10 protein-coding genes and 2 pseudogenes are annotated in these 14665 nt (G+C 64.7%); 10 read left to right on the forward strand and 2 right to left on the reverse strand.

Annotated elements, in window-relative coordinates; all coding sequences use genetic code 11:
• Positions 1-21 precede the first annotated feature (21 nt).
• Positions 22-678, reverse strand: coding sequence for a peptide-methionine (S)-S-oxide reductase MsrA (gene msrA, locus ACVWY3_RS29345; RefSeq protein WP_456841589.1), 657 nt, complete (start codon positions 676-678; stop codon positions 22-24).
• 149 nt (positions 679-827) lie between these two features.
• Positions 828-1145 carry a hypothetical protein gene (locus ACVWY3_RS29350; protein WP_027563964.1) on the reverse strand — a complete coding sequence of 106 codons (318 nt, stop codon included), beginning with the start codon at positions 1143-1145 and terminating at the stop codon, positions 828-830.
• Positions 1146-1506: 361 nt separating this feature from the next.
• On the opposite strand from ACVWY3_RS29350, the gene rpsT reads away from it, so the two are divergent.
• The 10 genes and pseudogenes from rpsT to ACVWY3_RS29400 form a co-directional block, all read left to right on the forward strand.
• Positions 1507-1773 (forward strand): 30S ribosomal protein S20, encoded by a 267-nt coding sequence (rpsT, locus tag ACVWY3_RS29355; RefSeq protein ID WP_035704405.1) that lies wholly within the window; start codon positions 1507-1509, stop codon positions 1771-1773.
• Between the two features lie 1260 nt (positions 1774-3033).
• Positions 3034-4446: a chromosomal replication initiator protein DnaA gene (gene dnaA, locus ACVWY3_RS29360; protein ID WP_456841590.1), complete on the forward strand. Its 1413-nt coding sequence runs from the start codon at positions 3034-3036 to the stop codon at positions 4444-4446.
• A gap of 385 nt (positions 4447-4831) precedes the next feature.
• Positions 4832-5950, forward strand: a complete 1119-nt coding sequence (gene dnaN / locus ACVWY3_RS29365) for a DNA polymerase III subunit beta (RefSeq protein WP_456841591.1) — start codon at positions 4832-4834, stop codon at positions 5948-5950.
• Positions 5951-6147: 197 nt separating this feature from the next.
• Positions 6148-6512, forward strand: a pseudogene (locus tag ACVWY3_RS29370) (endonuclease domain-containing protein).
• Positions 6513-6598: 86 nt separating this feature from the next.
• Positions 6599-7735, forward strand: coding sequence for a DNA replication/repair protein RecF (recF, locus tag ACVWY3_RS29375; protein WP_456841592.1), 1137 nt, complete (start codon positions 6599-6601; stop codon positions 7733-7735).
• A gap of 554 nt (positions 7736-8289) precedes the next feature.
• Positions 8290-10725 carry a DNA topoisomerase (ATP-hydrolyzing) subunit B gene (gene gyrB / locus ACVWY3_RS29380; protein ID WP_456841593.1) on the forward strand — a complete coding sequence of 812 codons (2436 nt, stop codon included), beginning with the start codon at positions 8290-8292 and terminating at the stop codon, positions 10723-10725.
• Between the two features lie 226 nt (positions 10726-10951).
• Positions 10952-12247, forward strand: a complete 1296-nt coding sequence (gene murA, locus ACVWY3_RS29385) for a UDP-N-acetylglucosamine 1-carboxyvinyltransferase (RefSeq protein WP_456841594.1) — start codon at positions 10952-10954, stop codon at positions 12245-12247.
• A gap of 360 nt (positions 12248-12607) precedes the next feature.
• On the forward strand, positions 12608-14002 hold the full coding sequence (locus ACVWY3_RS29390) for an MATE family efflux transporter (RefSeq protein WP_456841595.1): 1395 nt from the start codon (positions 12608-12610) through the stop codon (positions 14000-14002).
• Positions 13999-14487 (forward strand): DUF2867 domain-containing protein, encoded by a 489-nt coding sequence (locus tag ACVWY3_RS29395; RefSeq protein ID WP_456841596.1) that lies wholly within the window; start codon positions 13999-14001, stop codon positions 14485-14487. Before ACVWY3_RS29390 ends, ACVWY3_RS29395 begins: the two co-directional genes overlap by 4 nt.
• A pseudogene (locus tag ACVWY3_RS29400) lies at positions 14484-14603 on the forward strand (2-hydroxychromene-2-carboxylate isomerase); the annotation flags it as partial. The gene ACVWY3_RS29395 and the pseudogene ACVWY3_RS29400, both read left to right, overlap by 4 nt.
• Positions 14604-14665: the final 62 nt, after the last annotated feature.

Raw genomic sequence — 14665 nt, forward strand, 5'->3', positions numbered from 1 at the left:
AATAACGGCACAGACTACGACTTACACGCGCACACCAACCCCGATCGGGCAGGACACGCCGGTACCGCCGAGGCCACAATAGCCGGCGGGGTTCTTCGCCAGATATTGCTGATGATAATCTTCGGCGAAATAGAATTCGCCGGCGGGCGCGATCTCGGTGGTGATGGCACCGAGACCTTTCGCGGCGAGCGCCTTCTGATAGAGCGCCTTCGACTCGTCAGCCGCTTTCTTTTGCGCATCGGAATAGGTGTAGATCGCGCTTCGGTACTGCGTGCCGATGTCGTTGCCCTGGCGCATGCCCTGCGTTGGGTTGTGGTTCTCCCAGAACGTCTTCAGCAGCTTCTCGTAAGGGATCTTGTTCGGATCGAACACGACCAGCACCACTTCGGTGTGGCCGGTGCGTCCCGAGCAGGTCTCTTCATAGGTCGGGTTCGGCGTGTGGCCGCCGGCATAGCCGACGGCGGTGGTGTAGATGCCCTCGCCGAGCTCCCAGAATTTGCGCTCGGCGCCCCAGAAGCAGCCGAGACCGAACACGGCCTGCTCGAGGCCGGCCGGATAAGGCGGCTTGAGCTTGCTGCCGTTGACGAAATGCGTGGTTGCAGTCGGGATGGCCTGGGCACGGCCGGGCAGCGCCTCGGCTGCGCTCGGCAATGCGGTGCTCTTGCGCATGAACAGCATGATTGAGTCTCCGGAACGAGCGTCCGTCGCGCGAGCCAGATGCTCGGGCGGCGTGCTCGCCATCAGGTGGGAATATAGGTGTCTACGTCAGCGAGGGCAGCGTTGTTACGTCGCGCCTTCGCGCGGTTCAGCCACGCGGGAATTGAAGATCAATCCCGGGAATATCCGATCAGCGGCTTGCGCGGCCGGAACAGGATCATCAGCAAGATGCCCAAAATGCCGAGCACGGCGAAGACCGGTTGATCCAGCACCAGGCGGATCACGGAGGTCCAGAGCCAGGGCGCCTTGGCTTCGACCCAGGTCCGGAAGGCGGACTGGCTGGCCTGGTTAATGTCGTTCCAGAACTGGCCGAAACGGGTGAAGCGCAGGGTCTGGTCGGCCACCCAGCGGGCGCCGTCATAGACCATGAAGATGAACCCGCCGGCGAGCAGCAACAGCCCAATCAGTCGGAAAAAGCCGCGGATCATGCCTCACCCCAGATGGTCGTCCGATCGGTCGACCCGTATACCGCCCGCCAGCCAATAGCCAAGCGACGGCAGAAATTCAACCGCTTCAGGGCGTTACACCCTTCCTTGAGCCCCCAGCAGTGCCGTTTTCCGGCCCCGGAAAGCGTTGACGGTGCCGCAGACCCCCTCTATAAGGGCGCCAACTGGCGGCGGGCGCAATCCCGCCGCCGCTGTTCTTTGAGCAGTTGCAGGCTCTCTGAGGCCTCATGTTCCGGGAACGGCCCAGCAACCGAACACCCTAAATCCGAGCGTCGATTCCGCGGTCAAGCAGCCGGCGCTACCCGACCAAGACGCGACCGGTACCGCAAAGGATATTGAGACCATGGCCAATACCACTTCCGCCAAGAAAGCGACGCGCAAGATCGCCCGCCGCACTGCCGTCAACAAGTCGCGCCGCACTCAGATGCGCGGCGCAGTTCGCACCGTCGAGGAAGCCATCAAGACCGGCGACCGCGCCGCTGCCGTGAAGGCGCTGGCAACTGCCGAGCCCGCCCTGATGCGCGCCGCGCAGCGCAATATCATTCACAAGAACAACGCCAGCCGCAAAGTCTCGCGCCTCACCGCGCAGATCGCCAAGCTCGCCAAGTAAGGCGGCCGAGCAAACCGAGCGAGTCATTCGATCGGTTGAAGCGACATCGCGTTCGTCACATCAGCCCGGCCTCGTGCCGGGCTTTTCGTTGTCTGTCACAATTCACGCAAGCAGTCGCTCGACCAACGATCGACGTTGCAAGATTCATCTCGACGGCAGGATGATACGTCCGTAGTTTTACCGCGGACGATTTTGCAACAGCGGAAACTTTCACCGCGCTGCGAAAAACCCTTGCGGGACGGGCTTAAGTTGAATTCGCTCGCGCGCGAGTTCTGCACACCGTAGATTCACAGGAGTGGATCCATCGGTGGAGTTACCCTGTGAAACGCGACTCAAAAAACGATGTTTCGCGAACAACTTATCAACATAGTGACAGCAAGCATTTGGAAAACGCCCCGGCAAAGTCGGCGCGTGAAGGTTTTTTGAATTTTTTTTGGCCGCTGTACGCGGATTGTCACACAACGCGTCTCGTCTTCGATTCTCCACGCGGATTCAAACTCTTGGTCTCAGACCTGTGAACAACTCGCGCGCCGCGTTAACGCTGGTCAAGATTTTAGATGCCTCAAGTGTGAATCAATTCCGTTGCGAGTCTTTCCGCTTAGTGTATTCCTTAAGTCGTCAGCGGCGCCCACGATCTTGAGACCAGCGCGGTATCGGAAACGGGGCGAGCGTGCAAATCGGCGGCGGTGGGCACGTTGGCAACGCATCAACAAGCGATAGTCGGTTCAAACCCACAGCACTGTGGGAACGGTAGCTCTTTGTCTGAATGTCTCCAAGCAGGATTTCGTCCTGCTCGCGCCAAGCGCAAATGAGAGATGTCGTAAAGCTACTCCGGCGCGCATGAGGCGAAGTCGAGCGGACAACTAGTACTCGGGCAGGCATCCGCGACACCATTGCGCCGCGGTTGTCTATTGGACACGTAGGACCTTGCCGTGAGCAATCACGGCAGGACGGGGAGGTATCATGTTTTACGGACGCAACGCGGTATTGAAACACGTTTCCTATTCCTATTCCAATGATGCCGGTTTAGATCAGTCCGACCTCCAGCCCCCCGCCTGCGACGGAGCGCCGAGTACGCGCTGACCTCGCGAACCCTCCATCTCTGACATCGCTGACCGGACGCGGCGTTCACGCCGAACGGTCGAGCCATGCCCGAGGCTGGACTCGCTCTGAGGTCGCGCCATGACAGAACCCCTGATGGCAGGAACTCTGCATGGCGCTCACCACGCAACTAAATCTCCCAAGAGAAGTTTTTTGACGATGAACACATCGGAACAGGATCGCTGGTCGCGCGTGAAGAACCGGCTGCGCTCGAACGTTGGCGAAGACGTCTATACGAGCTGGTTTGCGCGCATGGATTTGGAAGGCGTGCAGGACGAGAGCGTACGGCTGTCGGTTCCGACCCGCTTCCTGAAGAGCTGGATCCAGGCCCATTACGCCGAGCGCGTGCTGTCGTGCTGGCAGGCCGAGATGCCCGAAGTGCATCGCATCGATCTCACCGTCCGCTCCGCGGTGCGCCCGCTGGCGGCGCCGAAGGAAGCGCCCGTGCCAGTCGAGACGCGCCGCGCGCCGGCGCCGGAATTGCGCTCGACCGCGACCGCGCCGGTCTCGGCCAATCATGATGCGCTCGGCGGCTCGCCGCTCGATCCGCGCCTGACCTTTGCAAGCTTCGTCGTCGGCCGCTCCAACACGCTGGCGCATGCCGCAGCGCGCCAGGTCGCAGAGGGACGTCGCGGCGACGCCGTGATGTTCAACCCGCTCTACATCCATGCCGGCGTCGGCCTCGGCAAAACGCATCTGCTCCAGGCCGTGACCTGGGCCGGCAATTCCGGCAACGAGCGCAAGGTGCTGTATCTCACCGCGGAAAAATTCATGTACGGCTTCGTCGCCGCGCTGAAGACGCAGACGGCGCTGGCCTTCAAGGAAGCGCTGCGCGGCATCGACGTGCTCGTCATCGACGATCTGCAATTCCTTCAAGGCAAGTCGACGCAGGCCGAATTCTGTCACACGCTGAACGCGCTGATCGACGCCGGCCGTCAGGTCGTGATCGCGGCCGACCGTCCGCCGTCCGATCTCGAAAGCTTAGATGATCGCGTCCGCTCGCGTCTCGCCGGTGGTCTCGTGGTCGAGATGGGCTCGCTCGGCGAGGAGCTGCGCCACGGCATTCTAAAGTCGCGCGTCGCGGCGGCCCGCGCCCATCATGCGACCTTCGACGTGCCGGAGGAGGTGCTGCATTATCTGGCGCGCACCATCACCCATAATGGCCGCGACCTCGAAGGCGCGATCAACCGCCTCTTGGCCCACTCCAAGCTCAACAACCAGCCGGTGACGCTGGAGATGGCCGAGCGCGAAGTGCGCGACCTGGTCCGGCCGCAGGAGCCGAAGCGGATCAAGATCGAGGACATCCAGCGCGTCGTGGCGCGGCAGTATAATGTCAGCCGCTCCGACCTCTTGTCGTCGCGCCGCACAGCCAATGTGGTGCGCCCGCGCCAGGTGGCGATGTATCTCGCCAAGACGCTGACCCTGCGCTCGCTCCCCGAGATCGGCCGCCGCTTCGGCGGACGCGACCACACCACGGTGCTGCATGCCGTGCGCAAGATCGAGGCGCTGGTCTCCAAGGACACCGCGCTCTCGGAGGAAGTGGAATCGCTGAAGCGCCAGCTTCAGGAATAAACGCCTATTTCTTTCTGCGCAGGGCTGACTGCATCCTAGCCTGCATCGGAGATCGTCATGCCCGGGCTTGTCCCGGGCATCCACGTTCTTGGTGCCGCGAGGAAAGGCGTGGATGCCCGGGACAAGCCCGGCCATGACGCGCGGAGACGTCCGTGCCCCTGACGAGGGCGTTGAGCTTCGGCACGAAAACATCGGTAAATCGTGGGGAACCACCCCCCAATCCCTTGAATCCGGGGGCTTTCCGCGCCACCTTGCGCGACCCTGAGGGCTTTGGTCATATCGGCTGGATGATCCGGCTTTCGGGGATCTTCGGTGCCGAGGCGCGCGTCCCGCCGCCCGGCCTTCTCAATGCTGTGTTTTCCTTGGGGATCGGGCGAGTAGTGCAATGAAGGTTACGGTCGAACGCGCGCAACTCCTGAAATCGCTGGGCCATGTCCACCGCGTGGTCGAACGCCGCAACACGATCCCGATCCTCGGCAACGTGCTGGTCCGGGCCGAGAATGCGAAATTGTCGCTGAAGGCGACCGACCTCGACCTCGAGGTGACGGAAACGCTCGCTGCGGAAACCGCAACCGCCGGTTCCACCACCGTGCCGGCGCACATGTTCTACGACATCGTGCGCAAGCTGCCGGATGGTTCGCAGATCGTGCTGGAGGCCGACGGCGACCGCGCGGTGCTGGCGATCCGCGCCGGCCGCTCGCGCTTCACGCTCCAGACCCTGCCGGAGAATGATTTCCCCGATCTCGCCGCCGGGGACATGTCGCATTCGTTCTCGCTGGCCGCCAAGGACGTCAAGCGGCTGATCGACCGCACCCAGTTCGCGATCTCGACGGAAGAGACGCGCTACTACCTCAACGGCATCTACCTGCACGCCGCAGGCACCGCGAAGGCCGCCACCTTGCGCGGCGTCGCCACCGACGGCCACCGCCTCGCCCAGCTCGACCTGGTGCAGCCCAAGGGCGCCGAGGGCATGCCCGGCGTGATCGTGCCGCGCAAGACCGTCGGCGAAGTGCAGCGCCTGATCGAGGACACTGAAGCCGAGATGACCATCGAGCTGTCACAGGCCAAGATCCGTTTCACCATCGGCAACGTGGTGCTGACCTCAAAGCTGATCGACGGCACCTTCCCCGACTACGGCCGCGTGATCCCGCAAGGCAACGACAAGGAGCTCGTCGTCGACAAGAAGGATTTCGAGAACGCGGTCGACCGCGTCTCCACGATCTCCAGCGAACGCGGCCGCGCCGTGAAACTCTCCCTGTCCGCGGGCAAGCTGGTGCTGTCGGTGACCAATCCTGACTCGGGCAGCGCGACCGAAGAGCTCGAGGTCGAATACGCCTCCGACGCCCTCGATATCGGCTTCAACTCCCGCTATCTGCTCGACATCGCCGCCCAGATCGAAGGCGACGTCGCCACCTTGAGGCTCGCCGACCCCGGCTCCCCGACCCTGGTGCAAGACCGCGACGACAAGAGCGCGCTGTACGTGCTGATGCCGATGCGGGTGTGAGAGGCGTGCTCCTCGCGGACATCGGAGACAACCCCTCACCCGCCGCTGCTTCGCGTCGGCACCCTCTCTCGCAGAGAGCGAGGGTAAAGCACCAGTTCCTCGGCTTGAAAAAGCGCGATGCGCGTTGTCGGGCCCTCTCCCCTTGTGGGAGAGGGCAGCTCCGCAGGCAGGTATATATTCGGTCGGGTGAGGGGTTGATGCCGCAGGATCCGTCCCATCGGCCATTCCCAAGCATCTCCGCCAACGTGCGAAGAACATGCGGCACGAGCCGACGGACGCAGAGAGGGCAATGTGGCGCTTGCTGAGGGATCGTCGGCTCTCCACATTCAAGTTTCGTCGACAGGTGCCGTTCAGAAACTACATTCTCGATCTTGTCTGCTTCGAGAAATCGCTGGTGATCGAGATCGACGGAAGCCAACACGCAGAATCACGGAAGGACGCGACTCGTGAGGCCGTGCTTGCCGCCGAAGGGTTTTGGACTTTGCGCTATTGGAACAACGACGTGCTACAGCAGCCCACCTCTGTGCTGGAGGATATCCTTGCAAAGCTTGCCGGGCGGTAAGATACCCCTCACCCGTCGCCTCACTTCGTGAGGCGCCACCCTCCCCCACAAGGGGGGAAGGCACTGCCCGGCAATGACGAGCTAAGATGACCCCCTCCCGCATTCACCGCCTGACGCTGACGCATTTTCGCAATTACCGGGCGGCGGGGCTCGAGACGGCGGCTGACATGGTGGCGCTGGTCGGGCCGAACGGGGCGGGCAAGACCAATTGCATCGAGGCGGTCTCGTTCCTGTCGCCGGGACGGGGCCTGCGGCGCGCCACGCTGGAAGATGTCGCCGACAACCAGGGCGACGGCTCCTGGGCGGTGTCGGCGCAAGTCGAGGGCGCGCTGGGGCTGGCGACGCTCGGCACCGGCATCGAGCCGCCGCGCACCGATGCCACCGTGAGCCGGCGCTGCCGCATCGACCGCGAGCCGGTGAGTTCGGCGGCCGCCTTCGGCGACCATATCCGCATGGTGTGGCTGACGCCGGCGATGGACGGGCTGTTCATGGGCGCGGCCTCGGAGCGGCGGCGCTTCTTCGACCGCCTGGTGCTCGCCATCGACAACGAGCATTCCAGCCGCATCAACGCGCTCGAACGCTCGCTGCGCTCGCGCAACCGCCTGCTCGAGACGCGCAATTACGACGACCATTGGTGTGACGCGATCGAGCGCGAGACCGCCGAGCTCGCTGTGGCGGTCGCGGCCACGCGCGGCCAGACCGCCGCACGGCTCACCGGCATGCTCAACGCACGCGCGCAGGCCTCCGCATTTCCGTCGGCGCAGATCGCGCTCGACGGCTGGATGGAGAACGCGCTGCTCGAGGAGACCGCGACCTCGGTGGAGGACCGCTACCGCCAGATCCTGCGCGACAACCGGCCGCGCGATGCCATCGCCGGCCGTACCACCGACGGTCCACACCTCACCGACCTCCAGGTCGTCTATGCGCCGAAGAGCATGCCGGCGCGCGACGCCTCGACCGGTGAGCAGAAGGCGCTGCTGATCGGCCTCGTGCTGGCGCATGCGAACCTGGTCGCCGAGATGACCGGCATCGTGCCGCTGTTGCTGCTCGACGAGGTCGTCGCGCATCTTGATCCGAACCGCCGCGCGGCGCTGTTCGACGAGCTGCGCAAGCTCGGCGCGCAGGTTTGGCTGACCGGCGCCGACCCGGCCGCCTTCGCCGAGATCGGCGCCGGCGGCGAAGTGTTTGACGTCGAGAGCGGACGAGTCTCGGCCCGGCGATAGACCTTGGCATTGAACCCGGCCGTTTTCCGCGGCGACTAGCTCTGTGAGGCCGCGCCGACGCTGTCGCAGCCGCTGCAAATCGCGCGATCACATCAAGCGCGACATCCTTGATATCCTTGGAGAGCAAGATGCGGACGGTAAGGCTCGGGACGAAAATCCCGGCACGATGGCGGGCGTTCGTGTGCGGCCTCGCCTCTGCGTGCTCGCGGCCAGCGCCAGCGCGTGGGCGCCGCACGTGGTTCACCTCTCCCGACGGAGAGGTGAACCACGTCCTTTCGGCCCCCCGAACCGTTTACTGGAAGATCCTCGGACAGCCTCACCGATCCCGTGAAAACACCGCCTTCGAGAGCCCCGGAACACGACCTCGATTCGCGCTTTTTGCAGCGCCCAGAATCGGCTCCCACCGGCCTTGAAAATCGGTCAAAAAACCCCATCTTCCCAAAGGGTTGCCGGAAGATACTTTGCGCTAGGCGCAGGCCCTCTTTCATGGCACAAATAACCTCAAATCAGCGCCTTTTGCGCCGCTGATTCGGGCGACATCTCGAAGGCCTCTCATGACAGAACCAGCTCGGCAGCCGCGTGCCGAAAACGAGCCCTCCAACGCGAGCGATTACGGTGCGGAATCGATCCGCGTGCTCAAGGGTCTCGATGCCGTCCGCAAGCGCCCGGGCATGTATATCGGCGACACCGACGACGGCTCGGGCCTGCACCACATGGTCTACGAGGTCGTCGACAACGCCATCGACGAGGCGCTGGCGGGCCACGCCACGCGCGTCGAGGTGATTCTCAACGCCGACAATTCCGTCACCGTGCGCGACGACGGCCGCGGCATTCCGGTCGACATCCACAAGGGCGAAGGCATCTCGGCGGCCGAGGTCATCATGACCCAGCTCCACGCCGGCGGTAAATTCGACCAGAATTCCTACAAGGTCTCCGGCGGCCTGCACGGCGTCGGCGTCTCCGTCGTCAACGCGCTGTCGAGCAAGCTGATGCTTCGCATCTGGCGCGACGATAAGGAGCACTATATCGAGTTCGCCCATGGCGATGCCGTGGCACCGCTGGCGGTCGTCGGCGATGCTCCCGGCAAGCGCGGCACCGAGGTGACGTTCCTGGCCTCGACCGAGACCTTCAAGAACATCGAATATGACTTCGCCACCCTCGAGCACCGCCTGCGCGAGCTCGCCTTCCTCAATTCCGGCGTCCACATCGCCCTCTCCGACATGCGCCACGCCGTCGAGAAGCGCGAGGAGATGTACTATTCCGGCGGCGTCGAGGAGTTCGTCAAATATCTCGACCGCAACAAGAAGGCCCTGGTGCCGACGCCGATCATGGTGCGCTCGGAGGCCAACGGCATCGGCGTCGAGGCCGCTTTGTGGTGGAACGACAGCTACCATGAGAACGTGCTGTGCTTCACCAACAACATCCCGCAGCGTGACGGCGGCACCCATCTGGCCGGTTTCCGCGGCGCGCTGACGCGCCAGGTCAACGGCTATGCCGAGGCCAACGCCAAGAAGGAAAAGATCGCGCTCACCGGCGACGATTGCCGCGAAGGCCTCACCGCCGTCTTGTCGGTGAAGGTGCCGGATCCGAAATTCTCTTCGCAGACCAAGGACAAGCTGGTGTCCTCGGAAGTGCGCCCCGTGGTCGAGAACGTGCTCAACGAGGCACTCCAGGCCTGGTTCGAGGAGCACCCGTCCGAGGCCAAGATGATCGTCGGCAAGGTGATCCAGGCGGCCGCCGCGCGCGAGGCCGCGCGAAAGGCGCGCGAGCTGACGCGCAAGAGCCCGCTCTCGGTCTCCTCATTGCCCGGCAAGCTTGCCGACTGCCAGGAAAAGGATCCGGCCAAATCCGAGCTCTTCATCGTCGAGGGTGACTCGGCAGGCGGCAGCGCCAAGCAGGGCCGCAACCGCGAATTCCAGGCCGTCTTGCCGCTGCGCGGCAAGATCTTGAACGTGGAGCGCGTCCGCCCCGACAAGATGCTGTCGTCGGAACAGATCGGCACGCTGATCACGGCACTCGGCACCGGCATCAGCGACGACTTCTCGGTCGAGAAGCTGCGCTACCACAAGATCATCGTGATGACTGACGCCGACGTCGACGGCGCTCACATCCGCACGCTGCTGCTCACCTTCTTCTACCGGCAGATGCGCGACATCATCGACGGCGGCTATCTCTATATCGCCCAGCCGCCGCTCTATAAGGTTTCGCGCGGCAAGTCCGAGCAATATCTGAAGGACGAGCGGGCGCTGGAAGACTATCTGATCGACGCCGGTCTCGACGACTGCGTGTACATCCCCGGCACCGGTGGCGACCGCTCGGGGCGCGATTTGCGCGCGCTGGTCGACGACGCCCGCGTGGTCCGCAGCATCCTGCGCAATCTGCACAGCCGCTATAACCGCAAGGTGGTTGAGCAAGCCGCCATCACCGGCGTGCTGAACAAGACGATCTACGGCAATCCCGAGAACGCGACGGCCGCCGCGCAGTACATGGCAAGCCGGCTGGACAACCAGGCCGAAGAGGTCGAGCGCGGCTGGGTCGGGCAATTCGTCGAGGGCCAGGGTTTTGTGTTCGAGCGCACCGTGCGCGGCGTCAAGGAAGCGGCCGTGATCGACGACGCGTTGCTCGGCTCGGCCGAGGCCCGCAAGCTCGACGAGTACACGACCAAGCTCCAGGACGTCTACGCCCGCTCCGGCAAGCTGCGGCGCAAGGACAGCGAGCACGTGGTGCACGGCCCGGTCGATTTGTTCGAGGCGGTCACCGATGCGGGGCGCAAGGGCATCACACTGCAGCGCTACAAAGGTCTCGGCGAGATGAACCCGGAGCAGCTCTGGGAGACCACGCTCGACACCGAGGCCCGCTCGCTCTTGCAGGTGAAGGTCAAGGAGGTCGACGAGGCCGACGACATCTTCACCAAGCTGATGGGCGACGTGGTCGAGCCGCGCCGCGACTTCATCCAGGAACATTCGCTCAGCGCGACGATCGATATCTGAGGCCGGTTAAGCCGAGGGCTCGCTGCAACCTCTCCCGCTTGCGTGCGGGAGGTCGGCGTGGCCCGCCAATGCGAAGCATCGTCCGGATCCGCGCGTTCCGCGCGCCTCACCATGAGGGATCAACAGCCGTTTCGGAGCGGCAATAGCGCCCACCACAATTGCTCCCGCGCGCGATTCTCTGTAGTTTCCGCCCGAAACAGCCCGGCCCCCAACAGGACAGAACCAAGTGGCGCCCATCCAATACATCGTCGAGGGCGGTCACCGGCTCTCGGGCTCGATCGAGCCGTCCGGCAACAAGAATTCGGCGCTGCCGATCATCGCGGCCGCCCTGCTCACCGAGCATCCGGTGACGCTTCAGAACGTGCCGCGGATCCGCGACACCGAGACGCTGGTCGAGCTGGTCCGCTCGGTCGGCGCGGCGGCGGAGTGGATCGAGCGCAACACGCTTCACATCCACGCCAAGAGCATTCGCGCCGCCGATCTCGATCCCGAGCTCTGCGTGCGCATCCGCGCCTCGATCCTGCTCGCCGGTCCCCTGCTGGCGCGCTGCGGCGAATTGATGCTGCCGCCGCCCGGCGGCGACGTCATCGGCCGGCGCCGGCTGGACACGCATGTGCTGGCGCTGGAGCAGCTCGGGGCCAAAGTCACCGCGACCGACCGGCTGGAGTTCCGCGCGCCGAGGCTGACGGGCGCTGACGTGTTCCTGGACGAGCCCAGCGTCACCGCGACCGAGAACGCGCTGGTCGCGGCGGTCGCCGCCGACGGCGTTACTTATTTGCGCAACGCGGCGTCCGAGCCGCATGTGCAGGACCTCGCCAACTTCCTGGTCGCGCTCGGCGCCAGGATCGAGGGCATCGGCACCAACACTATGACCATTCATGGGGCGGCGACGCTGGGCGGGACGACCTACCGGATCCAGCCCGACCACATCGAGGTCGGCTCGCTGATCGGGCTTGCCGCCGTGACGCGCTCGCCCTTGCGCATCACGCGCGCCGGCGTCGAGCATCTGCGCTCGATCCGCATGGGGTTCGAGCGGCTCGGCATCGTCTGCCGCGTCGAGGGCGACGATCTCATCGTGCCCTCCAACCAGACATTGAAGATCCAGGACGATTTCGGCGGCCACGTGCCGAAGCTGGAGGACCAGCCCTGGCCCGCCTTCCCGGCCGATCTGATGTCGATCGCGATCGTCACCGCCACGCAATGCGAGGGCGTGATCCTGATGTTCGAGAAGATGTTCGAATCCAGGATGTTCTTCGTCGACAAGCTGATCGGGATGGGCGCGCGCATCGTGCTCTGCGATCCGCACCGCGCCATCATCGCCGGTCCCAGCCGGCTGCACGGCGCGACGCTGAGCTCGCCCGACATCCGCGCCGGCATGGCCATGCTGCTCGCGGCGGTGTGCGCCGAGGGCACTTCGACGATCAACAACGCCGACCAGATCGAGCGCGGCTACGAGCGCATCGAGGAGCGCCTCAACGCGCTCGGCGCCAAGATCAAGCGCGTGCCGGAGCGGAAGGGGTGAGGCCGCTTCCACTTTCAGAAATGCCCCGGACGCGCCGCAGCACGTCGGTGATGCGCTGCTGAGCCGGGGCCCATACAGCAAAGAGCTACACTCGTGACTCCTGGGTCCCGGCTCGCGCTTCGCGCGTCCGGGACACCAGAGCCATGTTTCAACTTGCGGCTACGGTTTCGAGCTCGCTGATAGAGCATCCCTCACCCATCTCGTGCCCCGGACGCGGCGCAGCACGTCGGTGATGCGCTGCTGAGCCGGGGCCCATACGGCAAAGAGCTACACTCGTGACTCCTGGGTCCCGGTTCGCGCTTCACGCGTCCGGGACCCGAGAGCCATGTTTTCGACCAGCGGCTGTGCTATTCACCCGCCATGCTCGACACCGTCCAACATCATTCGCGGCCGCAGGCCGGCGTGCCGCAGAACCATCTCGCGCAGGAACTGGTCGAGACGCTGCGGCTGGCCGTGCCGATGATGCTGACGCAGCTCGGCCAGATCGCGATGATCACCACCGATCTCGCGCTGATTGGGCGGCTCGGCGAGGATTCTGTCGCCGCGGCCGCGCTGGCGCATACGGTCTATTTCGTCAGCTTCACCTTCGGGCTCGGCCTGATGTCCGCGGTGTCGCCGTTGGCGGCGCAGGCATTCGGCGCCGGCGATGTCAGGCGGATCCGCCGCTCCTTGCGCGTCGGGCTGTGGGCCGCGCTGCTGATCTCGCTGCCGATGATGGCCTCGCCGCTCTATGGCGAGCAGATCCTGCTGGTGCTCGGCCAGGCGCCGCAATCGGCCGCGCTCGCCCAGCGCTATCTCAACGGCCTGGCCTGGGGCATCGCGCCGGCACTCGGCTTCATCGCGCTGCGCAGCATGATGAGCGCGGTGAACCGGCCGCAGGCGCCGCTGTGGATCACCATTGCGGCGATCCCCGTCAATGCCGCGCTGGTTTATTGCCTGATCCACGGCCTGTTCGGCCTGCCCGAGCTCGGCCTGTTCGGCGCGGGGCTTGCGACCACGCTGGTCAATCTCGGCACCTTCGTCGCCGCGCTCGCCATCGCCGCCTGGCGCAAGCCGTTCGCGGATTATCATCCGCTCGCCCATCTCTGGCGGATCGACTGGCCCTTGATGCGCCAGCTCATCGTCGTCGGCGCGCCGATCTCGTTCTCGCTGCTGCTGGAATATGGCCTGTTCTCTTCGGCGGCATTGCTGATGGGGTTGATCTCGACGGCCGCGATCGCCGCGCACCAGATCGCGCTCCAGATCACCGCCGTGCTGTTCATGGTGCCGCTCGGCATCGGCATGGCGGCGACGGTGCGGGTCGGCCAGGCCTTCGGCCGCAACGAGCCGCTTGCGGTCACGCGCGCGGGCCTCGTCGCGGCCCTGCTCGGCATCGTCCTGGTCTCCGCCCTGACTGTCGTCATCATCAGCGGCCGTTATCAGGTTGGGCGGCTGTTCTTCGGCAGCGGCGAGGCCAGCGCGCCAACGGTCGAGCTGACGGCGACGCTGCTGGTGGTCGGCGCGACCTTCTTCATCGCCGACGGCCTGCAGACCATCATGGGCGGCGCGCTGCGCGGCATCAATGACACCAGGATGACACTGGTGTTCGCGGCGATCGGCTATTGGTGCGTGGCATTTCCCGTCGGCTGGGTGCTGGCTTTCAACGCCGGCTTCGGCGCGGTCGGCATCTGGATCGGGTTCTCGGTCGGGACGTTCGTCTATGCCGGCCTCCTGATCTTGCGCTTCCACATGCTGACGCGCAAAATGGCGGGATGATCGGGACCGTCCGCGAAGTCGCTCCTAATGTCGATGCCGGCGCGCTGCTGTCGGGCGCCCAGTTCATCGATGCCTTTCGTGTCGAGGTCGGCGCGAGGCAATTGAGCGCCCGCGAGGCTTGCACCCAAATGGTGCTGCACGGGCCGCGCTGGATCGATGCGCTGACGCGCTTGCGCAACATCCTGGTGAAACCCTTCGGACTGAAGACGTCGGGCGAGGGTGCTCCGGCTCCGCACGGGATGATCGGCCTGTTTCCAGTGCTGAGCGAGACGCCGGAGCGGCTAATCGCCGGGTTTGACGACTACCATCTCGATTTTCGCGTCGTGGTTGACGTCACCGGCGAGGCGGTGGACCGGCGCGTGACATTGACCACGTTGGTGCGGACCAACAATCTGCTCGGACGTGCGTATCTCACGTTGATCGTACCGTTCCACAAGCTCGTGGCCCGCAGCATGATGGCAGACATCGTGGAGCCGGTCCGATGACCCTGTCGGTCGAGCTCTTCTACTCCTACCGGAGTCCCTTCAGCTATCTGGCGCTGCCGAAAACGCTGAGGCTCGTCGAGCAATATGATCTCGCGGTGAACCTGCGTCCTGTCTACTTGCACGGCCTGAGCAAGCGCCTCGTCCTTCGAGACGACCGCTCTGCGGTCTCCTCAGGATG

Source organism: Bradyrhizobium sp. USDA 4486 (assembly GCF_054057995.1).

What these genes read in the sequence shown, in the direction of transcription:
- msrA (WP_456841589.1), bottom strand. Translation starts at nt 678, where the DNA reads ATGCTGTTCATGCGCAAGAGCACCGCATTGCCGAGCGCAGCCGAGGCG.
- ACVWY3_RS29350 (WP_027563964.1), bottom strand. Translation starts at nt 1,145, where the DNA reads ATGATCCGCGGCTTTTTCCGACTGATTGGGCTGTTGCTGCTCGCCGGC.
- rpsT (WP_035704405.1), top strand. Translation starts at nt 1,507, where the DNA reads ATGGCCAATACCACTTCCGCCAAGAAAGCGACGCGCAAGATCGCCCGC.
- dnaA (WP_456841590.1), top strand. Translation starts at nt 3,034, where the DNA reads ATGAACACATCGGAACAGGATCGCTGGTCGCGCGTGAAGAACCGGCTG.
- dnaN (WP_456841591.1), top strand. Translation starts at nt 4,832, where the DNA reads ATGAAGGTTACGGTCGAACGCGCGCAACTCCTGAAATCGCTGGGCCAT.
- recF (WP_456841592.1), top strand. Translation starts at nt 6,599, where the DNA reads ATGACCCCCTCCCGCATTCACCGCCTGACGCTGACGCATTTTCGCAAT.
- gyrB (WP_456841593.1), top strand. Translation starts at nt 8,290, where the DNA reads ATGACAGAACCAGCTCGGCAGCCGCGTGCCGAAAACGAGCCCTCCAAC.
- ACVWY3_RS29390 (WP_456841595.1), top strand. Translation starts at nt 12,608, where the DNA reads ATGCTCGACACCGTCCAACATCATTCGCGGCCGCAGGCCGGCGTGCCG.
- ACVWY3_RS29395 (WP_456841596.1), top strand. Translation starts at nt 13,999, where the DNA reads ATGATCGGGACCGTCCGCGAAGTCGCTCCTAATGTCGATGCCGGCGCG.